The sequence below is a fragment of the Candidatus Nanopelagicales bacterium genome (assembly GCA_037045355.1).
GTDB lineage: Bacteria > Actinomycetota > Actinomycetes > S36-B12.
In genome coordinates this window covers 300222-325497 of the sequence record JBAOHO010000026.1, presented here as the reverse complement: position 1 = coordinate 325497, position 25276 = coordinate 300222, and the positions used below count along the sequence as shown (strand labels likewise).

Below are 25276 nucleotides of genomic sequence, written 5' to 3'. Positions count from 1 at the left end.
TGGGGGACCAAGGTCCCGGCCACGACGTATGGCCCAGAAACCCGCCGAGAACTGTTCGGGAAAAGTGTTTCGCTTCCGGTGAGCCGGATGTCTCTCCTGTGTAGGGCCCAACCGGGGCCCCGGTCCAAGGAGCCACACCATGAAGAAGTCCACCACTCAGCGGTCCATCGCCATCGCCGGCACCGCCGCCGCCCTGACCCTCGCCGGGACACTGATCCCAGGCGCCGCCCAGGCCGGGCCCAAGGTGAAGTTCGGATCCACCCTCGATGCGACTGTGCAACCATCCAACTCGGTGCCGGGCCTGTACTGCGATCCGCTGAATCTCGCAGCAACGTGTTCGTTCGTGATGAACGAGGCCTACGGCCGCCCGGACGGGGGCGAGAAGTCCCCGGTGACCGGGACACTCAAGAAGGTCCGGGTCATCTCCGGCACTGCCGGCAGTTTCCAGCTGCAACTGGTCAAAGCCCGCCAGATCGCCGGCGAATGGCAGGCGAAGGTCAAGGCGACCGGACCCGAGATCACTGTGGTCGGCCAGGGCGACGCCAACTGGGACAACGATTCCTACCGGGTCGAGAAGTTCCCGGTGAACATGCACATCAAGAAGGGCTGGCGCCTGAGCATGGTCTCGACCAAGACGTCGGCAGTGCGATGCTCGTCAGGCGGGGACAACACGCTGCTCTACCAGCCTCCGCTTCAGTCCGGTTCCGACTACCGCAACGCCACCGGGGATGACGGCTGCTGGCCACTGATCGAGGGTGTCGTCAAGCAGTGACCAGGTCGAGGCGGTGTTCCGGCGAAGGAGTCGGAACACCGCGTTCGGCATGTTCGACCGGTCCGCACGGACCCTATGCTGATCCCGCGGGAAGGAGACCGGCGTGCCCGACGCAGCCACCGATACCCGGATCGTCGAGGCCTTACGCTCCGACCGGAGCGCAGGCTTCGACCTCCTCTACCGCCACTACGCCGAGCGGCTGTTCGCCTACGCGGTCACGGTCGTCCGGGATCGCAGCGCGGCAGAGGACGCCACGCATGAATCCCTCATGTCGGCGGTGGCCAACATCGGTCGACTACGGGATCCCAGCCGACTTCGACCCTGGCTGTTCGCCATCACCCGCAACCGCTGTCTGTCCGTGGTGCGGGAGCGCAGCCGCTTCGCCCACGACGACGAGACGCTGGCCATGATCCCCGTTGACTCCAACCCCACCGCGGAACTCGAACGCGGCGAGTCCTCCGCGTTGGTCCAAGCCGCTCTCACGGGATTGGCCCCAGCCGACCGCGATTCGCTGGCGCTGGCGCTGCGCCACGACCTCGACGTATCCGAGGTCGCCGCCGCCATGGGCGCCAACGAACCCACTGCCCGAGCGCGCATATCGCGCGCCAAAGCTGCGCTGACAGCATCGGTCACCGGACTACTCCTCGCCCGTGACCGTGGGTCCTGCACCGGACTGGCCACCGCCCTGGCCGGCTTCGAGCGCGAGTGGACCCCGCTGATCCGAAAGCGCGTCGCCAAACACGCCAAGACCTGCCCGGACTGCTCCGAGCGGGGGACCAAACGAGCCACCGCTTACGTGTCGGCGTTCAGCCTGCCCGCCGTCATCGCACTGTCCTCACTGTCCCGGGCCCGAGCCGACGAGATGCTCGCTCACCTCGACCCCGGAGTCATGGCGGACGTGGGTTCATGGACCTCCGACGGTTTCCCCCGCCCTGTCCGAGAAGCCACCGCTTCTTCTTCGCGTGGCCCCCTCATCGCGGCCGGCGCGGCAGCCGTGGTGGTGATTGTGGTCGGAGGGGCATGGTGGCGCGGATCTTCCCAGCCGCAGCCCGAGCCGTCCATGATGGCGCTGACGGGTCCGGCGGCGTCAGCGACACAGTCTCCGACGGACCCCTCCCGGACTGATCCAGCGCCAACCAGGGACGCAGCGAGCCCCTCTCCGACCCCCACCGAAGCGTCCTCGGCCACGGCCTCGCCGTCCGCCACCACTACATCCACCGGGAGTACATCAACCGGGAGTACATCCACCGGGAGTACATCAACTGGGAGGTCGTCTGCCCCGACGAACGAGGACCCCGCGAAACGCCCGTCGGATACCAAGACCAAGTCACCGAGCAACGGCAACGGCAACGGCAACGGCAACGGCAACGCTCCCGATGCGGAACCCGAAACACCGCCTGGGACCGACGAGCCGACCAAGCACCCCGATCCACCGCAGCCCGATCCACCCACGAAACAGCCGGACCCGGAACCCGAACCAGAACAGACGAAACAGCCCGAGCCGGACCCGACACCCCGGCCCACCAAGCGACCGGAGGTCTCCGATGCACCCCCTGCCACCGCGAACCAGCCGGACGATGGGCCGGTGATCAAATGACCGGAGACCCCGGCGCTGCGCGTGCCGCCCATTGGGATCCCGGCGCCGCGCGCGCCGCCCATTGGGATCCAGGCGCCGCGCGCGCCCATTGGGATAGCGCCTACGCACCAGGGGACACCGCCAAGAGTTGGTACCAGGTCCACGCCCGCGACTCGATGGAGTTGATCGGCGACCCCGCCGGCCGCAGCATCGTCGACGTCGGCGGTGGCGCCTCGACACTGGTTGACGATCTGATCGCAGCTGGATGTGGCGACATCACAGTGCTCGACGTGTCCGACGCCGGCATGGCGATCGCACGCGACCGTCTCGGCTCCGCTGCCGCCGATGTCACATGGATGACCGCGGACATCCGCTCCTGGAGTTCGCAGCGCACCTACGACATCTGGCACGACCGCGCCGTGCTTCACTTCCTGACCGAGCAGTCGGATCGGGCCGCTTATGTCCGAGCGCTGCGCGCCGCCACGGATGTGGACTCCACCGTGATCCTCGGCGTGTTCGGCCCCGACGGCCCGACGACTTGTTCCGGACTTCCGGTGAGGCGCTACGACTCGACATCTGTAGCGGAACTGCTGGGAGCCGAGTTCGAGGTTCTCTCGTCATCCCCTGCCATGCACACCACGCCGTCTGGGGGGACCCAGCAGTTCCTGTGGACCGTTGCCCGGCGGGCCGACCGCCACTGACACCCCGATTTCCGTAGTCTGGTCCCACAATGACTAGCGTCTGGCCGACCGTCGTCCCTCTCGCGCTTGGGGCCGCCGTAAGCCCGGCTCTGTTGACCATCCAGTTACTGATCCTGGCCGGCAAGAGTCGGCCCGTTCCCCGCGGCTGGGCCTACACCGCAGGCGTCTTCGTCACGACCGTCATCTACATGGTCGTGCTTGCCACTATCGCTCGTGGCATCGTCCTTGCTTCGTCCAACCAGTCGGACGTCGAACGAATCGTCAAACTCGTCGCCGCCGCCGGCCTGCTCTTCTTGGGCGTCCACGCACTGCGTAAGAAGCGGGACCCGGCCAAGATCCAGGCTCGGGACGAAAAACTGGCCAAGGCGCCGCTCCGCGACTTCTTCGGCATCGGATTCGCCGCCATGTGGGGCAACCTGTCCTCACTCGTCCTGATCCTCCCGGCCGTTCACATCACCATCAACTCGGATGCGACAAGCAGCACGATCGCCACGATGATGGGCCTCATTCTGCTGTGCGCCATCGCCCCCGCATTGCTCCCGGTCCTGTTGCTCACACTTGCGGGCTCCCATGCCGATCCGGCGCTTGCTTCCTTGAACCGATTCACGACCGCGCACGCCCAGCAGATCAACGCCGGAATCTGTTTCCTGTTCGCCGCTCTACTCGTATACAGCGGACTGAAACCCTGACAGCGCGACTCGACGGCGTAGACACGCTTCACTGAACCCATGCCGCTGACCGGAGAATACGAACCGAGCCCCACCCCCTTCGTTCGCCAGCAGGTGGACGACTACGAACGCACCGGCGGCGCCGAGGGTGGCACCATGCAGGGCCTGCCGGTGATCATCCTGACGTCACTCGGCGCCAAGTCGGGGCGGGTGCGCAAGACGCCCCTGATGCGCGTCGAACACGACGGCGAGTACGCCGTCGTCGCCTCGAAGGGAGGAGCACCGGACCACCCCGCCTGGTATCAGAACCTCGTGAGTCATCCTCTTGTCGAACTGCAGGACGGCCCCGAGCGCCACGACTACCACGCGCGTGAGGTCACAGGGACGGAACGGGAGCAATGGTGGGAGCGGTGTGTGGCGGCTTTCCCGCCATACGCCGACTACGCGCAGAAGACCGACCGGGTCATACCGGTGTTGGTACTGACCCGGGCGGACTGAGCGGCCCCAGATCAGGTTGTGGTCGGTGGCGGCCCGTAGCGGTTCTCGGCGGGGTCGCCGGGCTTGATCCAGAAACCGAAGATCAAGATCAGCGTGCCGATGAAGCACAGGAAGTTCAGCAGCTGCAACCACCACCACCAACCGGAGTGATCGGTGTCATGCAGGCGGCGGACCGTGACGGCGATCGTCGGCAGGAACAGGAGCAGGCTTGTGAAGGTCTGGATCCATCCGACGCTCGCGTACTGGACCATGACCATCCCGCCGTCTGCTCCGACATCAGAGAACTTGTAGACATGGAGCCCGAACATGCTGTCCAGGATCCAGGCGACGATGGACACGATGATGGTGAACAAGATCCAGTACCAGAACTCGCTGCGTGACGCCCGACCGCTCCACGTGAAGTACTTGCTGAACCCCGATGAGATCGACTGTCCGAAACCCATGGTTCCTCCTTGCCTTTCACATGATCATGGCCCTTCGCCTGATCATGGCCCCTCCCTGATCATGGCCCCTCGCTTGATCATGACATGTCCCGCATTGCGTATGGGGGAACTTCGCTGCCACCATCCCCCTGCGGCACTTCGCCCAGTGCCGTTCGTGGAGCGCACCGATGACCGAAGCACACCCCCGGGATCCCCGGCGCTGGTGGGCGTTGTCCGCGATGTGCCTGGCGATATTCCTGGTCGCCGTCGACGGAACCGTACTGAGCCTGGCGACCCCCAGTATCGTCAAGGACCTCCAACCCACGGCCACCCAGATCCTGTGGATCGGCGACATCTACTCGTTCGTCCTGGCCGGGCTCCTCATCACGATGGGGAACCTCGGAGACCGCTGGGGCCGCAAACGCATGCTGCTGATGGGCGGCACGTTGTTCGCCGTCATCTCGATCGCCGCCGCCTATGCCGCCAACGCGGAGACCCTGATCATCATGCGCGCGTTGCTCGGAGTCGCGGGGGCCACCCTCATGCCCTCCACATTGGCGCTCATGCGCAGCACGTTCACAGATGAAGGCGAGCGCAGCTTCGCCGTCGGCGTTTGGAGTGCGATGGGTGCCGCCGGAGCGGCTGCGGGTCCCCTCTTCGGCGGCATCCTGCTGCAGAACTTCTGGTGGGGCTCGGTCTTCCTGATCAACGTCCCGATCATGGCGCTGGTGCTGCTCATCGGGCTGCCGACCTTGCGTGAGTCCAAAGACCCTGACCCCGGACCTCTCGACGTCCTCTCCGTCGCCTTGTCGATGGTCGGGATCCTCGGCATCGTGTACGCGATCAAGGAGACCGCAGTACACGGACCCTCCGCCCCCTACTACGTTGCAGGTGTCGTAGGAACATCCGCTTTGGTCTGGTTCATCCTGCGTCAGCGCAGGCTGAAGCATCCTCTGGTCGACGTCCGGCTCTTCGCCAGCGGCCCGTTCACCGGTGCCGTTCTGGGAATGCTCCTCTCGGTGTTCGGGTTGGCCGGAGCGCTGTTCTTCTTCTCTCAGTACCTCCAGTTCGTTCTCGGACTCGAGCCGCTGCAAGCTGGTCTGTTCGAACTCCCCGCCACACTCGCGGCTCTGATCGCCGCTCTGGTCGCCGGTCGCTTCATGCGCGCATTCGGTCGAGGACCTGTGACCGCCGTCGGGTTGCTCGCGATCGGCGTGGGCATGGCCGCTGTCGCTCTGTTGCTCGAGAGCCCGAGTTTCCTGCTGTTCGCCATCCCCCTGATCCTGATCGGGGCGGGAGACGGTGTGGCGTTGACAATCGCGTCGGACACAGTGCTCGCAGTGGCTCCGAAAGACCGCGCCGGTGCCGCGTCGGCAGTGTCGGAGACCGGCTACGAACTGGGGACCGCACTGGGAATTGCACTGCTCGGCAGCGTGCTCACGGCGGTTTACCAGGCGACACTGGGACTGCCAAGTGGTGTACCCGAACGTATTGCGGCAGCGGCCGAGGAATCCCCTGGCGAGGCCTTCGAGTCTGTTACCGCCGCTCCCCCGGCGCTGGCCGAAGAAGTAGTGACCGCTGTCCAGACCGCCTTCACCCATGCGCTCAGCGTGACGACTCTCGTGGGTGCCGCCATTCTTGTGATCGGAGCTGTGGTCACCTGGCGACTGCTGCCCGGCAAGGACGACGAGGTCGCCGAACTACCCAAACACTGAGCCCGAGCCTCAGTTCGCACTTGAGCCCTCAGTTCGCACTTGAGCCCTCAGTTCGCACTTGAGCCCTCAGTTCGCACTTGAGCGAAGTCCTTGTCAACCACGGGACTTGGATTCCGGTGAGATCAATCGGGGTCGCATCGGCTTGACAGCGCGCACCACTCGAGACAAGAAGAGGGGCCGGGACACCAGAAAAGGCCGGGACAGAATCACCCGCACACCCAATCCGTGGCACTCCACCTGCGAGGCCCCGGCACCCACCAAGACCTTCTGACACTGATCGGAGTACTTCATGTCCACGATCAGGATCTGTCCGCCGGGTCTGGTGACTCGGAACATCTCACGGATCGTTCGGTCCCGGTTCATCGAGTCCGTCAACCCTTGGATGACACTTCCGGCTGTGACGACATCGAACGAATCGTCGGGAAACGGCAGAGCCGGCACGTCCCCGCAGACGAGTGCGACTCGGTCAGCCACCGAATTCGCCGCAGCATTGGCCAGGATCACCGCGTCGCCATTGCCGCTGTGATCGCGGGAAGTCCACGCATCGACGCCGACAGCTCGCCCTCCAGGCAACTCACGTGCAAGCGTGATGAGGACCGGGCCGCGACCGGAACCGATATCCAGAACCCGTTCATTTCCCACCAACTGGAGGCCATCGACCAGTTCACGCCACACCGTGAGCTTGTCACCTTTGGCCCCGTACAGACTCAATGCCGCCTGGGCGAACAGGATGGCCGCAATGACCAGCACGATCGGGCTCCCGCCCGCGAAGAGTCCGTAGCCAAGCAGACCCGCACCGGCCACCGCGCTCAAGATCGGGAGGTAGGGCGCGTCAATCCCGTAGTCGCCGACGATTCGTCGGGCCACACAGCCTCCCTTCGCGCCTCCATCCGGGCACACATCCGAGCCTTCCTTCGAAGGCCACTTCCCGCCGGTCTCGCTCCGACGCTCTCCCACCGCGGGTCCCCCTGCGAAGGTGATGTGATCGGCCTCAGTGTCACGGTCGATAGTGTCGCCCGTCGATGGGCCATCACGCGCGTGGAGCCTGCGCTGGGCACCCCGGGCCAACCGCGCCTGTGGACCTCTTCCGATCGCGCCAACCTGCGCGGAGCCCACCGAGGAAATCGCCCGACGGAGGAAATCGCCCGACGAAGGAAATCGCCCGACGAAGGAAATCGCCCGACGGAGGCAATCGCAGGGTGGCACGTGCCAGGCAGCCGCCCTAGGCTGCGATAGATCGATGAAAGGGACACCCATGGCTATTGACGACGAAGGCATCACCGGCAGCGAGGGAGTCGCCGACGGCGGCGCCAACCCAGGTGGACATGATGGCGGAGCCGACGGCGGCGCGGACGGCGGAGCCGACGGCGGCGCGGACGGCGGAGCCGACGGAGGCGCCGGCCACGATGGCGGTGCGGACGGCGGAGCCGACGGCGGTGCGGACGGCGGAGCCGACGGAGGCGCGGATGGCGGAGCCGACGGAGGCGCGGACGGCGGAGCCGACGGAGGCGCGGATGGCGGAGCCGACGCAGGCGCCTGATGCCACAAGTGACGGCGGGCCTCAGGTCACCCTGCGGCCTGCCGTCATGCGGTGTCTGAACATCGACCTCGCCCAGTTCGAAGCGAACTACTGGGGGCAGCGACCACTGCTGTCCCACACCGCGGGATTCGGGGACCTGTTCAGCGCTGCGGCAGTCGATGAGGTGATCGCCGTCCGGGGTCTGCGGACTCCGTTCTTGCGCATGGCCCGGGGCGGAAGTGTCCTTCCGGCGGCGCAGTACACGTCAGGCGGTGGCGCTGGCGCGCGGATCGCAGACCAGGCGGACAGCGCCAAAATCCACTCCCTCATGACCGCGGGCGCGACCCTTGTCCTCCAGGCGCTGCACCGGGTCTGGCCGCCACTACGCGAATTCGCGGCAGAACTGACCCACGAGATCGGGCATCCGATACAGATCAATGCCTATGTGACCCCGCCGGAATCGCAGGGCTTCGCCGCGCACTACGACACGCACGATGTCTTCGTTCTCCAAGTGGCGGGCACCAAGCACTGGACCCTCCACAACCCCGTCACGGAACACCCACTGCCGGGCCAGGAGTGGGAGAAGTACCGGGGCCTTGTCGCTGACCGCGCCGCTGAGGAGCCGTTCCTGGCCACCGACCTCTCCCCGGGTGACGCGTTGTACTTGCCGCGCGGCTGGCTCCACAGCGCGGCCACCGCAGCGGGCGTATCGATCCACCTCACTGTCGGCGTCCACACCCTGTCCGGCCGGGACGTGACGCGAGCGGCACTTGATCGAGTCGCTCGCGACCCGGAGCTGCGGCGCAACCTTCCTCTGGGAGCCGGTTCGTCCGATGAAGCGCTGACCGCCATGGTCGAACCGATCCTGAAGGAGATCTCGGTTGCGGTGTCCGCCCTTGCGCCGACCGAGGTGGCGGCAGTGCTGGTGGAGGGCTTCGACCAGGACACCCCATGCGAACCGATCCCGATCCTGGGACAGTTGCAGGCCGACCCGGCCACGGTTGCGGTGCGCTGGCGCACTGGGTTACGTCCTGAGATACATGTCTCGGCCGACCGGGTCACCGTGACCGCCGGAGCACACCGCGTGGAGGCGCCACAGCATTTCGAGCCCGCCCTTCGATTGCTGCTGGACGGAGGAGTTCTCTGCTCCGCGACCGCCCCGGGATCTGCGGATGCGACCCCTCTGATCCACCGCCTGCTCGTCGAGTCGTTGGTCGTTCCCGTTGAGTGATTCGACACCCTTCCGCTGCGGTGCCGCCGCGCGCGAGCGGGGAGATCCGCTGAGCGCGACAGCGGCTCCTGCCACCGGCTATCTGCTGGTGGAACATGGCGGACCGTGGCCGAAAGGCGCCCTCGCCGACCTTGATGATCCGGCCGGCCCGGAGTTGGCCGCCCGCGCCCGTCGCATGGGGGCTCGACCGCTGCTGATACGTCGGCACGGGCGCGCCGCCGCGACGGGAGCGCCGGCCATCTTCGCGTTCGTGAACTCGGAAACACGCCAGGTGTCGTGGGGCACCTACCGGGACTTGGGCGAGATTCTGGAACACGACTGGTCGCAGGGGTTTGCGATGAACCAGCCGATCTATCTCGTGTGCACACATGGGCGGCACGACCGTTGCTGCGCCATCGCCGGTCGACCCGTTGCCCGCGAGTTGGCCGAACTGCGCCCCGACCATTCGTGGGAGTGTTCGCACTTGGGCGGGGATAGATTCGCGGCCAACGTCCTGGTCCTTCCCCACAGCCTCTACTACGGCTACGTGGGTCCGCTCGATGCGGGATCGGTGGTGGCGGCCACCGAGCGCGGGGATGTGCGACTGTCGCTGTTGCGCGGTCGCTCAACGGACCCGGCGCCGGTGCAGGCAGCCCGCGCAGCTGCTTACGAGGAGACCGGGCTGCGCGGCATCGATGCATTCACTGTCATGAGCAGCGAGCGGGTCGCTCCCGCGAACTGGAGGATCACCCTGGCGGGGTCGGGATTGACCCTGCAGGTCGATGTGGTCGCGCATCGGGTTCCTGACCAGCGATTCACCTGCGCACACGAGAGGCCGGTGACGATGGTGGAACACCGCGCCGAACGGGTGAGCGCCCTGGACGCATGACCACACTCGTCATCCCCTGAGCGTCGCCTCCCACAGGTCCTCCACCGGCCAGCGTTCTCCCCACTGCGGCACGGCGATCTGGTAGTAGGAATGCTCCTGTGCCCCCGGGGGAGCATAGAGTTCACGCAAGCGTTCCACCCGGAATCCGTGCCGACTCAGGATCTCGATCAGTTCGCCATGTGAGGGGTGGAACTCGATCCCGCCGTCACTCCAATGGATTCGGCGGACATCGGGCTGACTGCGTTGCAGTACCTCGGTTGCCGGACCCTCGTCCTCAGGGACACACAAGGTGACCAAGACGCTGTTCGTGAGGAAGAGCAGACGACCTCCGGGCCGCAACAACCGGGCGGCCTCGCCGATCCAGCCGGCGGGATCACACCACAGGCTCGCACCGTACTCACTGATCACCAGATCGAACGAGTCGTCGGACAGCGGCACTGCCACCGCGTCAGCGAGCACCAGCGGGAAAGAGGGGCCGTACTGCCGCTGACACCGGGCAGCCGAGGCCAGTTGCTCGGCCGAGACATCGACGCCGACCGGGTGAGCGCCACGACGCGCCAGCCACGCCGAGAAGTAGGCGGTGCCACAGCCCAACTCAACGATGTCGAGGCCGGCCACATCGCCGATCGCACCCACATCGGAGTCGGGGATCGAGAAGATCCCCCAACCGATGTCAGGGCGGGACCACATCTCGTCGGCTTGCTGGTCCGTGTATTGCTGGTTGACGTGACGCCACAGGTCGGCATTCACGGCGGCGTCGGTGCGGTGATCGGTCACGACCTGAGCATGGTGCACCCGCGCCCTGTCTCGCCACGCGGCTGCCCCGATCGCGGGCGCTCACCGGGGTGGCGTGAACACCTCGCCGAACACGGCCTTGAGCAGCACCTCGACCAGCGCCGGCGGTGCCGACTCCATCAAGGCGTTGATTCCGGCCATCTCGTCGGGCAACCCCACGGCGCCCCCGTCACCGGTGAAACCTGCAAGTTGCAGCAGCCCCGCAACGGCGTCCTGGTCCAGAGCGGCGACGTCGATCATGCCCGCCGCCGCAGCGAGCTGGGGGTCTGGATCGGCCCGACCCTGGCCGGTAGCGGCTTCGGACGCGCGGCGCAAGACGTCAAGCAGTTCGTCGACCCGGGCCGCGATGCCGGCCGAGACGGTGATGTGGATGTTGGACGGCCCCCCATGGCGGGCGGGCTGCACCTGTAGCGACCAACCGAGCCGTTTTGCTTCGTCGGCCACGATGCGGACATCGGGACCTTGAGGGGCACCTGTGTCGGTGACGGCGAGCAGAGTCGCCTCAGGTGCTGCCACCACTGCCAGCCCTGGAATCCGCTCCACCCCCTCAGCCAACTGCAACACCCCGGCCCGCGCCTGCAGCGCCATGCGCCGCAGTCCCTCCCTGCCAAGTACATGCAACACCGCCCATGCGGAGGCAGCGGGCGCGACCGATCGGCTGCTCAGGAGCGTGTTGTTGATCAGGGGATAGCCGGGCCATGCGGCGTCGGCGAACCACTGGAAGGCGCGCAACTCGGAGTTGGCGTTCAGGATGATCGACACACCTTTGGGCGCGTAGCCGTACTTGTGCAGATCCATCGACGTCGAGGTCACCCCGGGGACGGACATGTCCACCGGGGGACGGCCTTCCGCCTCGAGGACGAAGGGCAACGCCCAACCCCCGATGCACAGATCCAGGTGGCACAGGATGTCCCGGTCCGCGGCTGCAGCCGCTACCTCGCTCACCGGATCCAGCACCCCATGCGCATAACTCGGCGCAGATACGACGGCCAGTGCGGTGCGGTCCGACATCAGGTCGATCATGGCGGTGGCATCCGCCCGGAAATGGTCGTCCATGGGTACATCGACGACCTCTAGGTCGAACAGATACGCCCCCTTGCGGAACGCCGAGTGAGCGGTGACGGGGAGCAGCAGTTGCGGTGTTCCCTCGTGGTTGCGCCGCCACCGCTCGCGGGCGCCGAGCACGGCCAGCATGCAGGACTCCGTCCCGCCACTGGTGACCGTGCCCACGGCGTCCGGGCCGCCACCGTGTAACTCGATCGCGGCCGCGACCAGATCGTTCTCTATGGCAGCGATGCTGGGAAAGGCGGTGGGGTCCAGCCCGTTGCGTCCCCATGCGGTGGCCGCAGCCGCCGTGGAGACCTCACGCACCACTTCCTCGCCGGTGTCGAAGTGATAACTCGTGGCCTTGGTGAAATCCAGGTCGCGCGCTCGCAACTCGGCGATACCCGCCAAAGTCTCGGCTGGTGAGATGCCCTGTTCGGGCAGTGGTGGCAGACCCATGACGTCCTCCTCGCAGGTGATCCCCCAGTCCTACCGCACATCGGATTCCGACTCCCGACGGCGTCCGGGTTACCGTAGGCGTCGCCCAACCCCGGAAGCAGCCCGCCAGAGGATCAGATGACGCGTCACCCCGGACAGATCTCGATCGTGAGTTCCGCGCTGGTCCAGGCCGCGGGGATCGCCGTCAGACTCACCCGCTGGTGGCTCGCGTACCCGTTGGCGTTCCTCATGGTGATCATCGCCGCCCTGATCGTCAGTCCGGTGGCTCCCGCTTTCGACTCCGCGTCTCTCTCACTGGTGCGCCAGATCCCGGTCATCTTGCTGCACGCCGTGCTGCTGGCGTTGATCGTCGCCTGGATCAAGTGGTGGGAGCAGCGCCCCACTCGCACTGTGGGATTCCTGGGCGCGGGTAGGAGGGACGTGCTGCGTGGTTTCGGTCTCGGGGCCGCGGTGGCGTTCGGGATCGTCGTCGTGCTGCTGATGCTTGGATCGGTCCACCTGACCCCTGCCGAGGGTGGCCCTGTGCGTTGGGGGGCGCTCCTGCCCGCGCTCGTGATGGTTGTCGTCTGGCTCTTCCTCGCTGCTGTGCAAGAGGCGCTGTCTCGGGGATTCCTGCTGCAGGTGACCGGGCTCCAGATCAGCGCATGGGCGGCGATCACCGGGCAGGCGGTTCTGTGGGCGATCGTGCGGGCTGCTGCGCGCGGCGACATCGACGTCATGACACTGGCCAATCTCGTCCTTGTGGGCGTTGTCCTCGCCCTGGTGGCCCTGAAGCGCGGCTCCCTGTGGCTGGTGGTCGGGCTCCAGGCCGGCTGGAGTTGGCTGGAATCCACACTTCTGGGCATGGCCGCGATCGGCGGTCCGGACCCGGTCCTCCATCTCGTCCCGACATCGGCGAGCTGGCTGTCCGGGGGTGCCGCAGGACCCTTGGCGAGTCCGGTGGTGACACTGGTTCTGATCGTCGTCGGCGTGCGCCTGGCTCTGCGGTATCAGCATCTTGAGATCCGGGCGGTCCACTGATTCAGCACATCACATCGCCTTTGGCCCACGGTTCCAGCGCTTTCGGATAACGATTCCGATAGTGATCAGGTATGGTCGGGGCAATCCCGGAGGTGTAGTGCATGCCCCAGCCCCCTGTCCCCCAGACCCCCTTCGAGCTCTACGACATCGACATCCTCCTCGATGACGAGGAGCGGGCCATCCGCGACACGGTGCGTCGCTACGTCGACGACCGGATCAAACCGGACATCGCCGACTGGTTCGAGTCCGGCGAGCTCCCGGCCCGCGAACTCGCCCGCGAAATGGGGAATCTGGGACTTCTCGGGATGCACCTGACCGGCTACGGCTGTGCCGGGATGAGCGCGGTGGCCTACGGCCTGGCCTGCCTCGAACTCGAGGCCGGTGACTCGGGAATCCGTTCCCTGGTCAGCGTCACCGGGTCGCTGGCCATGTTCGCGATTCACACGTTCGGCTCCGAGGAGCACAAACAGCAGTGGCTGCCCCGCTTGGCGACAGGCGAGGCGCTGGGATGTTTCGGCCTCACCGAGGCCGACTTCGGGTCCAATCCGGCAGGCATGCGCACGTCAGCGAGACGCGAAGGCGGCGACTGGGTCCTCAACGGATCCAAGATGTGGATCACCAACGGGAATGTCGCCGACGTGGCAGTTGTGTGGGCCCGGACCGATGAGGGGATCCGGGGTTTCGTCGTTCCCATGGACACCCCCGGCGTGACCGCGAACGTGATCCACAAGAAGATGTCGCTGCGCGCGTCAGTCACCTCGGAGTTGGTGTTCGACTCAGTGCGCCTGCCCGCCGACGCCGTGCTGCCCGAAGTCACCGGCTTGAAGGGACCACTGTCCTGCTTGAACGAGGCACGCTTCGGCATTGTGTTCGGGACCCTTGGCGCGGGCCGCGACTGCCTGCAGACTGCGGTCGACTACTCGCTGAGCCGCGACCAGTTCGATCGCCCCCTCGCAGGCTTCCAACTGACCCAGCGCAAACTCGCCGACATGGCAGTCCAGTTGGGAAATGGGATGCTGCTGGCCCTGCATTTGGGCCGACTCAAGGACACCGGCCGGATTCGGTCCGAACAAGTCAGCGTCGGCAAGCTGAACAACGCCCGAGTGGCGCTGGACATCGCGCGCGAGGCCCGCTCGATCCTCGGAGCCAACGGCGTGACGCTGGAGTATCCCGTCATCCGGCACATGAACAACCTCGAGTCGGTGTTCACGTACGAGGGGACCAACGAGATGCACACCTTGGTGGTCGGCCAAGCGCTGACCGGAATCCCTGCCTACCGCTGATGACAGGAGGCCTACCGCCGATGACAGGAGGCCTACCGCCGATGACAGGAGGCCTACCGCCGATGACAGGAGCGCTCGACGGCATCGTCATCGCGGACTTCAGCCGGATCCTGGCCGGCCCCTATTGCACGATGCTGTTGGCGGACCTGGGTGCCGAGGTCATCAAGGTGGAGCGCCCGGGCACGGGCGACGACACTCGGCATTGGGGCCCACCGTTCGACGACCGCGGCCGGGCCACCTACTTCGAGTCGGTCAACCGCAACAAGACGTCCGTGGCGCTCGACCTGGCCACACGCGACGGACGGGCGTCGGCCCGATCGTTGGCGCTGCGGTCCGATGTGGTCATCGAGAACTTCGCACCCGGGACAATGGCACGCTTCGGCTTGGGGTACGACGAGCTCCGATCCCTCAGGCCGCAGCTGGTCTACTGCTCTATCAGCGGTTTCGGCGCTGGAGCAGGTGCCGGGATGCCGGGCTACGATCCTGTCGTTCAGGCTGTGGGCGGGCTCATGAGCATCACCGGGCCGGACGCCGCCCACCCGAGCAAGGCCGGAGTAGCCCTCGTCGACATCATCGCCGGCTTGCACGCCGGCATGGGAATCCTGGCCGCGCTGCGACACCGAGACATCACCGGACAAGGCCAAATCGTCGAGGTCAACCTGCTGCAGTCATTGCTCTCCGCCTTGGCCAACCAGGCCCAGGCGCACGTCGGGGCGGGCGTCGTGCCGCACATGCGCGGCAACGAACACCCGTCTATCGCCCCCTTCGAGACGTTCGCGACCGCCGATCGCCAGATCATGATCTGCGCAGGCAACGACCGGCAGTTCGCGGCCCTGTGCACGGTGATCGGTGATCCGGAGCTCGCGTCCGATGAGCGATTCCAGACCAACGCAGCCCGGGTCTCCCATCGACCCGAACTGGTCACGTCCCTTGAGCAGATCCTCGCCAGCCGACCTGCTGCCACCTGGCTGGCGGAACTCACTCAGGCGGGCGTGCCGGCTGGGCCGGTCAACACGATCGCGGAAGCGTTCGACCTGGCCGCCGATCTGGGGCTTGATCCCGTGGTCGAACTGGTCGACTCCCTCGGCGATGTCCGACCTCAAGTCGCCCACCCCGTGCGGTACTCGCGGACTCCCGCACGCTACGACACGCCTCCACCGGACCTGCCGTCTGATCTGTGACCCGAAGCCGCGACCCGGACCTCGCTCACGCCGCTGCCTGATCGTCCTGGCCGACTTCCACCATCAACTGCCAGGCGCTGAACACAGCCGAGATCAACGTTCCGATGACCAGCGAGACCATGACGAACAGCAACTCGAATTGCCCGGTCGTGATCAGGCCCCCGACCGCGGCGAACGCCAGGAAGAGCGCGTAACTCGGCCATGAGGTCCGGAGCGATGACGCGCTGCCAGTCCCCGCTTCCCGGGTCGCGGTGACGATGATCCCGAGCGCCACGACCGACAAGACGATGACACTGGCCCCCAGCGTGACCGGAACCTGCTGCGGGATCTGAAACACGATCGCCAATTCCATGATCAGCACGAACTGATTGAACGTGCGGATGGCGCTGTGTCGCAGTTCCGGGTTGGCGCGACTCATCACGGTGCGCAGATTGATCGAGACAGCGACGAAGAGCAGACCAGTCAGCGTCGCCGCCATGCCCCCGATCAGGACGTACGCCGACTGCCAGGTGGCTACATCCGCAGCGAACGACGCGTTGTCCACCTGGTCAACCGACCGATTCCAGCGCCGCTTCCGAGAAGACCGCCAGCCCGAGCTCGGGCCGGTACCCATGCACCTCTTCGATGTCGAGCTCTTGCAGGAACTCGATGATCTCCCGACTGATGACCTGACCCGGCACCAAGACCGGGAATCCCGGCGGGTACGGGATCACAAACTTCGACGACACCAGGACCTTGCCGGACTCGATGATGGCGAGCGCGTCACCCAGGGGGACGTAGTCGTGGTTCTCCGTCTTGTAGGCAAGGAAGAACGCGCGCCGAATGTTGCCCTCCGGTGTTGCGGGATTCGGTCGGAACGCCGAATAGAACTCGCTGAAGTCCGGCAGTGGCGGCACGTCGTCCCGCAACGCCCGCACGCGCTCGGCGTGCATGGCCAACTCGGCCGGACTGCTCTCGAGCTCGTCCTCATCCAACTGACGGGCGATGTCCCTCAGGGCTGACAGCAGGTTGTCGATGGACGACCACGTGGTCCCGATGTTCGTCATCAGCAAGACACTGTTCGTCGCGGTCTTGTTCACCTGGATTCCGAAACGGTCCATCAGAGCACCAACCTTGAAGTCGTCGCCGCTCATACCGGTGTTGGCGATGTACAAAGTGAGTCGGGTCGGATCGAGTACGAGCTCATCCGTGAAGAACGCCCGCATGACGTCGACTGGACCACGCATGCCCGCCTTATCTCGATAGCTCAGCTCTGATTCCCGGTACTCGGCCGGGATCATGTCATCCGGGTCGAGCACGCTGAAGTACTTGCTCAGCAGGGGATCGGTCGCCACCTGATCGCGCACCACGAACGCCATCTGCATCGCGTTGCTGATCCGTCCGTACCCCTCCAGTTCGACCTGCCGGCGCGCGAGATCCAACGACGCCAAGATCTGGTAGTTCGGTGATGTCGTCGTGTGGGTGAAATAGGCCTCATGGAACGACTCGGACACATCCGACGCGAAGTGCTCATCCCAGTGGTGAATCATCGATCCCTGTCGCAGTGCGGACAGGGACTTGTGGGTGGACTGCGTGGCGTACACACGCACCGCGACCTCATTGGGGTCAGGCAGCAGTGCGTTGTCCAACCATGTGGCGTCATCGTCCGGGTCCAAGGTGTCGAACCACTGCCGCCATTCTGCGTACTGGCGTCGGTAGTAGTGGGTGTCGAGCAGGTTGCGCAGATTCGTGGCCGCCCACATCGCATTGCGCCGACGCAGGGTGGGATGCAACTGCGCGAAGGCGAACCACGCTTCGTCCCACAGGAACACCATGTCCGGTTTGATGGCCAGGACCTCCTGCATCACCCGCATGGGGTGGTAGACGATGCCATCGAATGTGCAATTGGTGAGCAGGAGCATGCGCACTTCATCCAGCCGACCCGCGCGCTTGAAGGCGAGCAACTGTTCCTTGATGTCACGCACCGGAACCCCGCCGTAGATGCCGTACTCGGGCAACGGGTAGGCATCCAGGTAGACCGGGTAGGCGTCCGACAGCACCAGCCCGTAGTGGTGGGACTTGTGGCAGTCGCGGTCGATCAGGACGATATCGCCCGGGCGGCACAGTGCCTGCACCACGATCTTGTTCGAAGTCGACGTCCCGTTGGTGGCGAAGAAGGTCTCCTTCGCCCCGAAGGCGCGGGCGGCGGCCTCCTGGGCATCGCGCAGGGTTCCGGTGGGCGACAGCAGCGAGTCGAGGCCTCCGACGGTCGCAGAGGTCTCGGCGAGGAAGATCTGCTCTCCGTAGAACTCCGCCATGTCCTCGATCCACTCGGAGTTGAAGACCGAGTTCCCGCGTGCAATCGGCAGGGCGTGGAAGTTGCCGATCGGACGCTGGGCGTACTTCTTCAGCGCGTCGAAGAACGGCGTTCGGTATCTGCTGCGGACCCCGTCCAGCGTCGCCATGTGCATCTCGCTGGGGTGCTCGCGACGGTAGAAGATGCGCCGGAAGACGGACTGGTCCTCCGAATCGGCGAGGTGACCTTCGGCATCCAGCGTCAGATAGAGATCGAGCTCCGGTCGCAGGTCGCTGATGGCCCGCGCCAGCATCGGCCCGTGCAGGTGAACTCCGATCGCACGTTCAATGCGCAGCAGCAGATTGGCTCGATCCCGGAATATCGCCAGGGGGCGTTCGGAACGCAACGGAAGATCACCGCGGATCCACACCGACTGGATCTGCGGATTCGCGGCCACGGCCGCCATGGCGTCCTCGACCGAGGGGACTTGCAGCAACTCGAAGACGAAATCATCGTCCCGGGTCCGGGCCTCGTGCATGTCGCGGCGGATCTCCCGCAACTGCCGCGGGCTCAGGGTGTCCGCCACCAACACGGTGAAGTAGTGGCGACGCTTGCCCTCGGCGAGCAGGTCGTCGACATCCAGGGTCAAGTCGAAAGCATCATCGAGGATCGCGGCAGCATCGCCCAACTGGCTCAAGAGGATGTCGAGCCGATCGGTTTCGGCCGCCAGCAGCTCGACATCGCGTCCCGCCATGAGCCGCCGGATGACTTGGATCTCGTCGATACCGGGGAAGGCGAAGAAGCTTTCGAACGGTTCCAGCACCGCCAGGTGATGGTTGATCTCAGCGATGATCTCGTCGGCCGACTCCGGTTCGACGCGCATCCGGTCGGCGGCCTCGCGAATTCGCGCCCAGTGGTCGAAACGCAACTGGGCTGTGTTGACGTGCACCTCGGGCATCGTCTCGGCAGCGAGGTCGGGGGTGGATTCGGCTTGAGCAGTGGACATGGACGTACTCCTGGTCGATAGCTCCGAGCCTAGTCACACCGATTCGTCGTAGCCTCCCGGTCAGCGTTCAACTCAAAACGTCGCTGACGTACAGCTCCACCATCCGGATCGCCTCATCCAACAGCGCCCGCTGCACCCGCCCGTCCCGCGTGGCCTCGTCGAGTGCGGCGGTGAGGGTGATGCTGACCACGACTGCAGCCCGATGGGCGCGTTGTTTGCTCAGCGTCGGTTTTCGTCGCTGCAGGTGTCCCGCCACCCGTTGCACCGTGCCGTCATCGACCTCGCGCTGGGCCGCACGCAACTCTGATACGGCGCTGATCACGGGGCGCAATGCGAGGTAGTCGGAGTCCTGCACACGCAGGCGGGCCGCGGCGAACGTGGTCCGCCTGATCAGGGCACTCCAGTCGTTGGTTTCCGCGGCTTCCCTCACGTAGGGGGCCAGCGCCTCCTCTCTGCGTTGCTCGGACTGCCGGAACAACTCCAGCATGATGGCGTACTTGTCCGGGAAGTACGAGTACAGAGCGTTGATGCTCACCCCGGCCCGTGCGGCTACAGCATTCGTGGTCAGGGCCTCGAGTCCGTCCTGAGCCAGGATCTCCGACGCAGCGGAACAGATCCGTTCGAAGGTCTTCTTGGAACGCTGCTGCACCGGACGACGCCGCTGACGGCCGGACTTTGCCATTTCCTGCATGACCGACTCCTCCCCGTTACCAGAACACGATAGGCGAGGAATCGTCGACAGGCATTGGATGCACGGTCATCGCCGCGGTGGGGCCAATCCCTCGTCACGTAGTTCCAGTTCAGCCAGCGCGCGTACGATCGCCGGATCTCGTCTGCGCCACTTGCCCGCCGGATCGGGATCGATTCCGGCCAGAACACGCAAAGGTTGACGCGCGAGAGCCCGCAGCGCGAACAGGTCGAGATCATCGTCAGAGTCGACGAACCGCTGCGCCGCCGCCGCTCTGCGCACGAACCGGACGCGTAGCGGCAACCAGATCACAGCCAGTGTCGCGATGGGCCCGACCGCCAACATGATGGCCGTGAACCACGCCAGCCGAGTGACAGCCTCAACCTGACCGCGACCGGCATCCGCGATGTTGGCCCCTGCGTCGCTCATTCGGTCGAAGGGTCCTCGCACGGTGTCGCCGACGACCGGCAGCCCATTGATGGCTTCACCCGCACTGTTCATATTCTCAGCCAGGCTGGTCCCGGCGGATTCGATCGCCTCCCCCGGCGCCCCGAGCAGCAACACCAAGTCGAACAAGCGAGTCGCGAGCCAGATCCACACGAGGGACCACAGGACGAATCCGAGGTCGGCCAGTATCTGCCGATGCCGTCGCGCTGAGGTGTCCGCATACAACTTCATTTCCCCATACTGGCGCAGCCAGCAGTCCCCATACTGGCGCAGCCAGCAGTCCCCATCCGTGCGCAGCCAGCAGTCCCCATCCGTGCGCAGCCAGCAGTCCCCATCCGTGCGCAGCCAGCAGTCCCCATCAGTGCGCAGCCAGCAGTCCCCCATTTCCCGATTGGCCGATCCACTTCCCAATGGATGAGAGTCCACCCAGGCGTATGGTCTGTTCATGTCGAGCCGCCCGACCCGAGGGGTACCGGCCGCCATGGCGCGCGTTGGTGAGCAGGTCACGAGGGCCGGTGAGCACGTTGCGCGAGCCCATGAGCAGTTCGTCTCGCGGGGTCGGATCGCCAGTCCCCAAGTGCGCGCGATCGTCGCCGAGTCGTGGCGCCGGAGTCTTGCGCGCGGCGTCGATCCAGCCGCTGCTGCCGCTCCTGTGGTGCTGACGGACGACGAACTGTCCCATGCCCGGGAATCAGTGAGGTTCGCTGCGACCCTCCCAATGATTCGATCGCTCTTGACAGACGCGGCGGTCGAAGCCGGGCACCTGGTGGCGCTGGGCGACGCGGACGGACGCCTGCTGTGGGTCGACGGGGATCGACAGTTGCTGACTCGGGCAGAGCGGATGGGCTTCAACGAGGGGGCTCTGTGGAGCGAAGCAGCCGCCGGGACCAACGCACCGGGAACGGCCTTGGCCATCGATCAAGCCGTGCAGATCCACACACATGAGCACTTCGTCGGGGCCGTGCAGCATTGGAGCTGCACCGCCGTCCCCATCCACGACCCGGCGACCGGCGACGTGATCGGCGTGATCGACGTGACGGGAGGTGAACACGTCGCCTCAGCCATCGCGCTCGCCATGGTTCGCTCGACGGTGGTCGCGGTGGAGCAAAGCATGCTCGCGCTACCGCAGCCGCGGACGGCGGAGACTGCGCGCCTCGAAGTCCTGGGCCGCGACCGCGCCGTGCTGCATGCCCTGGGAACATCTCGGCAGCTCAGTCGCCGTCATTCCGAGCTCCTCCTGCTCCTGGCTGTCAATCCGGGCGGTCTGAGCGGGGACCATCTCGCGCTACTGCTGCGCGAGGAAGACGTCTCCCCGGTAACAGTGCGAGCCGAGATGACGAGGTTGCGCCGAATAGTGGGGGCGGGCATGGTGCAATCCCGTCCCTATCGGCTCACCAGTGAACTGCGGACCGACGTCGGTGAGGTGCTCGCCGCCGTGGATCAGGGCGACATCTCAGGTGCCCTTCGTGCCTACCGCGGACCGGTCCTGCCGTCTTCGCAATCCCCCGCTGTGGCAGAACTGCGCGGTGAAGTCCGGGCTCGGCTGCGACGCGCCGCCTTGGCCGGCTCTGACCCGAACGTCCTTCTGTCATTCGCCACCCACGAAGACGGCAGGGACGACCTCGATGTCCTGCGGGCCGCGTTGCGAGCTCTTCCCACGGACTCCCCGAAACGCCTCGGCGTTCTGGCGCGGATCGACCGGGTCAACGCCTTGTTCGGGCTGCCCACTCCGCGATCTGGAGACTCCCGACCTCGATAGGAGAAACTGCAACGTTGCTGCAACGTCGCGCGGCCTAACTTGACGGGCACCGGAACAACCGGCCGATCAGGAGGTCATCACATGACGGTTTACGCCCCGCCCGGATCCCCGGGAAGCGTCGTGTCCTACGAGTCCCGCTACGACAACTGGATCGATGGTCGGCGAGTCGCCCCTGTCAAAGGCCAGTACTTCGACAACATCTCGCCGGTCAACGGCAAGCCGTTCTGCGAGATCGCCCGCAGCACTGCGGAAGACATCGAACTGGCACTGGATGCCGCCCACGCCGCGGCAGCCGTCTGGGGCCGCACCTCGGCCGGCGAGCGTGGCGACATCCTGCTCCGCATCGCCGATCGCATGGAACAGAACCTCGAGGCCATTGCCGTGGCCGAGACGTGGGACAACGGCAAGCCGGTCCGTGAGACCTTGGCCGCTGACATCCCATTGGCGATCGACCACTTCCGTTACTTCGCCGGGGTCCTGCGCGCCCAGGAAGGCACACTGTCGCAACTCGACGACGACACTGTCGCCTACCACTTCCACGAACCGCTGGGAGTGGTCGGCCAGATCATCCCCTGGAACTTCCCCCTGCTGATGGCCGTGTGGAAGATCGCCCCGGCCCTGGCCGCCGGCAACGCCATCGTGCTCAAGCCGGCTGAGCAGACTCCGGCCTCGATCATGTGGTGGATCGACCTCGTCGGCGACCTCCTGCCGGACGGCGTCCTCAATATTGTCAACGGTTTCGGCCTCGAAGCGGGAAAGCCCTTGGCCTCGAGCAACCGGATCGCCAAGATCGCCTTCACCGGCGAGACGACGACCGGCAAGTTGATCATGCAGTACGCCAGCGAGAACATCATCCCGGTCACGCTGGAACTGGGCGGGAAGAGTCCCAACATCTTCTTCGATGACATCGCGATGAAGGACGACGACTTCTACGACAAGTCACTCGAGGGTTTCACGATGTTCGCTCTGAACCAGGGCGAGGTCTGCACGTGCCCGAGCCGGGCCCTGATCCAGGAGTCGATCTACGACAAGTTCATCGCCGATGCCACCGAGCGCACCAAACTGGTGGTCCAAGGAGATCCACTGGACAGCGACACGATGATCGGCGCTCAGGCCAGCAAGGAGCAGCACGACAAGATCCTCGACTACATCAGGATCGGGCAGGACGAGGGCGCCCGTCTGGTGTGTGGTGGTGAGTCCGTGGATCTCGGTGGGGACCTCTCCGGTGGGTACTACGTCGCCCCGACAATCTTCGAGGGCAAGAACTCGATGCGGATCTTCCAAGAGGAGATCTTCGGGCCCGTCGTGTCGGTGACCACGTTCAGCGATTTCGACGACGCCATGCACATCGCGAACGACACGCTGTACGGGCTGGGGGCCGGTGTGTGGAGCCGCGACATCAACACCGCGTATCGGGCGGGTCGCACCATCCAGGCCGGTCGCGTGTGGACGAACTGCTATCACGCCTACCCGGCACATGCCGCATTCGGCGGCTACAAGGGATCAGGGATCGGGCGCGAGACCCACGCCCAGATGCTGGACCATTACCAGCAGACGAAGAACCTGCTGGTGTCGTACGCTCCGCAGAAACTGGGGTTCTTCTGATCCTGAGCGGAACTCGGTCAGCGCTCGAACGACTCGTGCGTGACAGTGGCCGGGACCACTACTGCTGCGGGCTCGCGATCGCGGGCCCGCAGCACGGTCGCCAGAATCACAGCCAGAGCCGCCATGTCATCGGTCAGGCCAATCGGCCCCGTGATGATCTCAGGGATGAAATCCACCGGGATCAAGACGTAAAGCAGCGCCAGGACGATGATCGTCAGGTCAGGTTTCGTCAACCTCGACATCCGCCACACTCCCCAGGTAAGGCCCGGTGCTCGAGTTCCACGCCCGAACAGCCGCGCTCCACTGCATGAAACAGTGCCATGCGCTTCTTGATTCCCGCGCCCGATGGGACCGAAACCCCGGGGGGCATCGTTTCCCCGGATACCCTGGCCCCGTGCCGACGTACGAATTCCGCTGCCGTTCCTGCGGGGACACGTTCACCGAGTCCCGACCGATGAAGGACTCCGGTGATCCGGCGACGTGCCCGAGCGGCCATCCGGACACCGTTCGCCTGCTCTCCGTGGCCGGCGCCGTGAGAGGTCTGGGATCGCCCGAGGCCCCCGCCGGCGGTGGATGCTGCGGCGGGGGCTGCTGCGGATGAGTCGGCGTCAGGCCGAGGCGGGATCGGACTCGACTGCCGGTGACCGGCCCATCTGACCGGGCGCGGGGAACGTCTCGACGTCCGTCACCCGGAATCCCTTTCCGACGGACACCAGCACGTGGGTTCCGTTGGTCTTGACCATATGAGCCTCGTATCCGTTGCGGTCCTTCTCGACCCGGATGACAGTGGCGCTGGGCAGTTCGGCCTTCGCGGCCGCCCTCACCTTCTTGGCCTTGGCGCCAGTCACCGGCTTCCCGTGGTGCCCCGGACCCATGCGGCCGGGACCACCCATAGCCGGGCCGGTGTGTTCGCCGGTGATCTGGAAGTCGGCATCCAACGTCACATGGACCATCGTCCCGTCCGACTTGCGCACATGCGCCTCATAACCGCCGTCCTGTTCCTCGACGAACATCACCGTCGCGTCGGGATACTGCGCCTGCACCGCTGCGGTCACCTTGTCCGCCGCCTCACCGGTCACCGGCGTGCCATGCGGTCCGCCCGGACCGCCGGGGCCCATCGCGGGGCCCGTGTGTTCGCCCGTGATCTGGAAGTCGGCATCCAACGTCACATGGACCATCGTCCCTTCGGACTTGCGCACATGCGCCTCATAACCGCCGTCTTCTTCCTCGACGAACATCACCGTCGCGTCGGGATACTGCGCCTGCACCGCTGCGGTCACCTTGTCCGCCGCCTCACCGGTCACCGGCGTGCCATGCGGTCCGCCCGGGCCTCCCTGGCCCATGCCGTATTGGCCGGCCATCGGGGCACGTTGACCCATGACAGCATCCTGGGAACCCGTGGCCGCAGTGGCCAGGTTCAAACCCGCCAGCGCCAGTACTCCACCGGCAGCGGCCGCACCGGCCACGATCGCGATCGACTTGGTCTCCATGTCTACTCCTCGTGTTGTCGATGACCTGACCATCCCGCGCCAACCTGAGTATCGGCTGTGAATCCGATTCGGGTCCCCTCCACTGTTTCTGGCTGCTCGCTTCCTGGCTCGCTCGCTTCTGGGCTGACAACATTGTCTCGTTCCGAGGAGTCCTTCCACTCATGCCCTGACGCAGTTGGTGACCCGAATTCGTGACCCGACTGTCGTTGTCGGCGGCGGCGTGGCATGCCAGACCTACCGGCCGACCCTGCTAG

The 25276-nt window shown here is 65.7% G+C and carries 24 protein-coding genes; 14 read left to right on the top strand and 10 right to left on the bottom strand.

The genetic code is table 11. The annotated features are described in order from the left end of the window. The first annotated feature begins 139 nt into the window (after window positions 1–139). The 5 genes from V9E98_14170 to V9E98_14150 all read left to right on the top strand — a co-directional run bounded on the left by V9E98_14170 (window position 140) and on the right by V9E98_14150 (window position 4215). Window positions 140–772 carry a hypothetical protein gene (locus V9E98_14170; protein MEI2718111.1) on the top strand — a complete coding sequence of 211 codons (633 nt, stop codon included), beginning with the start codon at window positions 140–142 and terminating at the stop codon, window positions 770–772. Window positions 773–875: 103 nt separating this feature from the next. Continuing rightward, on the top strand, window positions 876–2369 hold the full coding sequence (locus V9E98_14165) for a sigma-70 family RNA polymerase sigma factor (protein MEI2718110.1): 1494 nt from the start codon (window positions 876–878) through the stop codon (window positions 2367–2369). Next, the gene (locus V9E98_14160; protein ID MEI2718109.1) at window positions 2366–3049 is read left to right on the top strand and encodes a class I SAM-dependent methyltransferase; all 684 of its coding nucleotides are present in this window, start codon (window positions 2366–2368) and stop codon (window positions 3047–3049) included. The genes V9E98_14165 and V9E98_14160 overlap by 4 nt, the downstream gene beginning before the upstream one ends. Before the next feature lie 29 nt (window positions 3050–3078). Then, window positions 3079–3738, top strand: a complete 660-nt coding sequence (locus V9E98_14155; GenBank protein MEI2718108.1) for a GAP family protein — start codon at window positions 3079–3081, stop codon at window positions 3736–3738. A gap of 39 nt (window positions 3739–3777) precedes the next feature. Beyond that, window positions 3778–4215, top strand: coding sequence for a nitroreductase family deazaflavin-dependent oxidoreductase (locus V9E98_14150; protein MEI2718107.1), 438 nt, complete (start codon window positions 3778–3780; stop codon window positions 4213–4215). An 11-nt stretch (window positions 4216–4226) separates the two neighbouring features. Here V9E98_14150 and V9E98_14145 read toward each other — a convergent pair whose 3' ends face one another. Beyond that, a complete protein-coding gene (locus tag V9E98_14145) occupies window positions 4227–4658 on the bottom strand; it encodes a DUF805 domain-containing protein (protein MEI2718106.1) in 432 nt (143 codons plus the stop codon). 167 nt (window positions 4659–4825) lie between these two features. On the opposite strand from V9E98_14145, the gene V9E98_14140 reads away from it, so the two are divergent. Next, entirely contained in the window at window positions 4826–6352 is a 1527-nt protein-coding gene (locus V9E98_14140; GenBank protein ID MEI2718105.1) for an MFS transporter, read from the top strand. A gap of 93 nt (window positions 6353–6445) precedes the next feature. Here V9E98_14140 and V9E98_14135 read toward each other — a convergent pair whose 3' ends face one another. Beyond that, window positions 6446–7219: a methyltransferase domain-containing protein gene (locus V9E98_14135; protein ID MEI2718104.1), complete on the bottom strand. Its 774-nt coding sequence runs from the start codon at window positions 7217–7219 to the stop codon at window positions 6446–6448. Between the two features lie 388 nt (window positions 7220–7607). On the opposite strand from V9E98_14135, the gene V9E98_14130 reads away from it, so the two are divergent. From V9E98_14130 to V9E98_14120, 3 genes are read left to right on the top strand one after another with little or no spacing between them, the layout of a single operon-like run. Beyond that, window positions 7608–7892: a hypothetical protein gene (locus V9E98_14130; protein MEI2718103.1), complete on the top strand. Its 285-nt coding sequence runs from the start codon at window positions 7608–7610 to the stop codon at window positions 7890–7892. After that, window positions 7867–9102 (top strand): cupin domain-containing protein, encoded by a 1236-nt coding sequence (locus V9E98_14125; protein ID MEI2718102.1) that lies wholly within the window; start codon window positions 7867–7869, stop codon window positions 9100–9102. The genes V9E98_14130 and V9E98_14125 overlap by 26 nt, the downstream gene beginning before the upstream one ends. After that, entirely contained in the window at window positions 9095–9970 is an 876-nt protein-coding gene (locus V9E98_14120; GenBank protein MEI2718101.1) for a sucrase ferredoxin, read from the top strand. The genes V9E98_14125 and V9E98_14120 overlap by 8 nt, the downstream gene beginning before the upstream one ends. Window positions 9971–9979: 9 nt before the next feature. On the opposite strand, the gene V9E98_14115 is transcribed toward V9E98_14120, so the two are convergent. Both V9E98_14115 and V9E98_14110 read right to left on the bottom strand, forming a co-directional pair. Continuing rightward, window positions 9980–10747, bottom strand: a complete 768-nt coding sequence (locus tag V9E98_14115) for a methyltransferase domain-containing protein (protein ID MEI2718100.1) — start codon at window positions 10745–10747, stop codon at window positions 9980–9982. A 60-nt stretch (window positions 10748–10807) separates the two neighbouring features. After that, on the bottom strand, window positions 10808–12268 hold the full coding sequence (locus V9E98_14110) for an aminotransferase class V-fold PLP-dependent enzyme (protein ID MEI2718099.1): 1461 nt from the start codon (window positions 12266–12268) through the stop codon (window positions 10808–10810). Window positions 12269–12385: 117 nt separating this feature from the next. Here V9E98_14110 and V9E98_14105 point away from each other — a divergent pair, with 117 nt between their 5' ends. The 3 genes from V9E98_14105 (at window position 12386) to V9E98_14095 (ending at window position 15752) form a co-directional block, all read left to right on the top strand. After that, a complete protein-coding gene (locus V9E98_14105; protein MEI2718098.1) occupies window positions 12386–13288 on the top strand; it encodes a CPBP family glutamic-type intramembrane protease in 903 nt (300 codons plus the stop codon). A 101-nt stretch (window positions 13289–13389) separates the two neighbouring features. Then, on the top strand, window positions 13390–14571 hold the full coding sequence (locus V9E98_14100; GenBank protein MEI2718097.1) for an acyl-CoA dehydrogenase family protein: 1182 nt from the start codon (window positions 13390–13392) through the stop codon (window positions 14569–14571). A gap of 62 nt (window positions 14572–14633) precedes the next feature. Beyond that, window positions 14634–15752, top strand: a complete 1119-nt coding sequence (locus tag V9E98_14095) for a CoA transferase (protein MEI2718096.1) — start codon at window positions 14634–14636, stop codon at window positions 15750–15752. Between the two features lie 25 nt (window positions 15753–15777). Here V9E98_14095 and V9E98_14090 read toward each other — a convergent pair whose 3' ends face one another. The 4 genes from V9E98_14090 to V9E98_14075 form a co-directional block, all read right to left on the bottom strand. Continuing rightward, the gene (locus V9E98_14090; protein ID MEI2718095.1) at window positions 15778–16296 is read right to left on the bottom strand and encodes a hypothetical protein; all 519 of its coding nucleotides are present in this window, start codon (window positions 16294–16296) and stop codon (window positions 15778–15780) included. Window positions 16297–16300: 4 nt separating this feature from the next. Beyond that, window positions 16301–19033, bottom strand: coding sequence for an aminotransferase class I/II-fold pyridoxal phosphate-dependent enzyme (locus V9E98_14085; protein ID MEI2718094.1), 2733 nt, complete (start codon window positions 19031–19033; stop codon window positions 16301–16303). 67 nt (window positions 19034–19100) lie between these two features. Then, window positions 19101–19724, bottom strand: a complete 624-nt coding sequence (locus tag V9E98_14080) for a TetR/AcrR family transcriptional regulator (GenBank protein MEI2718093.1) — start codon at window positions 19722–19724, stop codon at window positions 19101–19103. 66 nt (window positions 19725–19790) lie between these two features. Further along, window positions 19791–20615 (bottom strand): hypothetical protein, encoded by an 825-nt coding sequence (locus tag V9E98_14075; GenBank protein ID MEI2718092.1) that lies wholly within the window; start codon window positions 20613–20615, stop codon window positions 19791–19793. On the opposite strand from V9E98_14075, the gene V9E98_14070 reads away from it, so the two are divergent. Then, window positions 20614–21927: a hypothetical protein gene (locus V9E98_14070; protein MEI2718091.1), complete on the top strand. Its 1314-nt coding sequence runs from the start codon at window positions 20614–20616 to the stop codon at window positions 21925–21927. The genes V9E98_14075 and V9E98_14070 overlap by 2 nt on opposite strands. Window positions 21928–22008: 81 nt before the next feature. After that, window positions 22009–23532, top strand: a complete 1524-nt coding sequence (gene adh, locus V9E98_14065) for an aldehyde dehydrogenase (protein ID MEI2718090.1) — start codon at window positions 22009–22011, stop codon at window positions 23530–23532. Between the two features lie 17 nt (window positions 23533–23549). Here adh and V9E98_14060 read toward each other — a convergent pair whose 3' ends face one another. Both V9E98_14060 and V9E98_14055 read right to left on the bottom strand, forming a co-directional pair. Then, complete coding sequence (locus V9E98_14060; protein MEI2718089.1) at window positions 23550–23774, bottom strand: DUF1232 domain-containing protein; 225 nt, start codon at window positions 23772–23774, stop codon at window positions 23550–23552. Between the two features lie 366 nt (window positions 23775–24140). After that, window positions 24141–25022 (bottom strand): PepSY-like domain-containing protein, encoded by an 882-nt coding sequence (locus V9E98_14055; protein MEI2718088.1) that lies wholly within the window; start codon window positions 25020–25022, stop codon window positions 24141–24143. Window positions 25023–25276 lie beyond the last annotated feature (254 nt).

Excerpts from the sequence above, each read along its gene's own strand:
- V9E98_14170 (MEI2718111.1), top strand. The coding sequence starts at position 140 with ATGAAGAAGTCCACCACTCAGCGGTCCATCGCCATCGCCGGCACCGCC.
- V9E98_14160 (MEI2718109.1), top strand. The coding sequence starts at position 2,366 with ATGACCGGAGACCCCGGCGCTGCGCGTGCCGCCCATTGGGATCCCGGC.
- V9E98_14155 (MEI2718108.1), top strand. The coding sequence starts at position 3,079 with ATGACTAGCGTCTGGCCGACCGTCGTCCCTCTCGCGCTTGGGGCCGCC.
- V9E98_14150 (MEI2718107.1), top strand. The coding sequence starts at position 3,778 with ATGCCGCTGACCGGAGAATACGAACCGAGCCCCACCCCCTTCGTTCGC.
- V9E98_14145 (MEI2718106.1), bottom strand. The coding sequence starts at position 4,658 with ATGGGTTTCGGACAGTCGATCTCATCGGGGTTCAGCAAGTACTTCACG.
- V9E98_14140 (MEI2718105.1), top strand. The coding sequence starts at position 4,826 with ATGACCGAAGCACACCCCCGGGATCCCCGGCGCTGGTGGGCGTTGTCC.
- V9E98_14130 (MEI2718103.1), top strand. The coding sequence starts at position 7,608 with ATGGCTATTGACGACGAAGGCATCACCGGCAGCGAGGGAGTCGCCGAC.
- V9E98_14125 (MEI2718102.1), top strand. The coding sequence starts at position 7,867 with ATGGCGGAGCCGACGCAGGCGCCTGATGCCACAAGTGACGGCGGGCCT.
- V9E98_14110 (MEI2718099.1), bottom strand. The coding sequence starts at position 12,268 with ATGGGTCTGCCACCACTGCCCGAACAGGGCATCTCACCAGCCGAGACT.
- V9E98_14105 (MEI2718098.1), top strand. The coding sequence starts at position 12,386 with ATGACGCGTCACCCCGGACAGATCTCGATCGTGAGTTCCGCGCTGGTC.
- V9E98_14100 (MEI2718097.1), top strand. The coding sequence starts at position 13,390 with ATGCCCCAGCCCCCTGTCCCCCAGACCCCCTTCGAGCTCTACGACATC.
- V9E98_14095 (MEI2718096.1), top strand. The coding sequence starts at position 14,634 with ATGACAGGAGCGCTCGACGGCATCGTCATCGCGGACTTCAGCCGGATC.
- V9E98_14085 (MEI2718094.1), bottom strand. The coding sequence starts at position 19,033 with ATGTCCACTGCTCAAGCCGAATCCACCCCCGACCTCGCTGCCGAGACG.
- V9E98_14080 (MEI2718093.1), bottom strand. The coding sequence starts at position 19,724 with ATGCAGGAAATGGCAAAGTCCGGCCGTCAGCGGCGTCGTCCGGTGCAG.
- V9E98_14070 (MEI2718091.1), top strand. The coding sequence starts at position 20,614 with ATGTCGAGCCGCCCGACCCGAGGGGTACCGGCCGCCATGGCGCGCGTT.
- V9E98_14075 (MEI2718092.1), bottom strand. The coding sequence starts at position 20,615 with ATGAACAGACCATACGCCTGGGTGGACTCTCATCCATTGGGAAGTGGA.
- adh (MEI2718090.1), top strand. The coding sequence starts at position 22,009 with ATGACGGTTTACGCCCCGCCCGGATCCCCGGGAAGCGTCGTGTCCTAC.
- V9E98_14060 (MEI2718089.1), bottom strand. The coding sequence starts at position 23,774 with ATGTCGAGGTTGACGAAACCTGACCTGACGATCATCGTCCTGGCGCTG.
- V9E98_14055 (MEI2718088.1), bottom strand. The coding sequence starts at position 25,022 with ATGGAGACCAAGTCGATCGCGATCGTGGCCGGTGCGGCCGCTGCCGGT.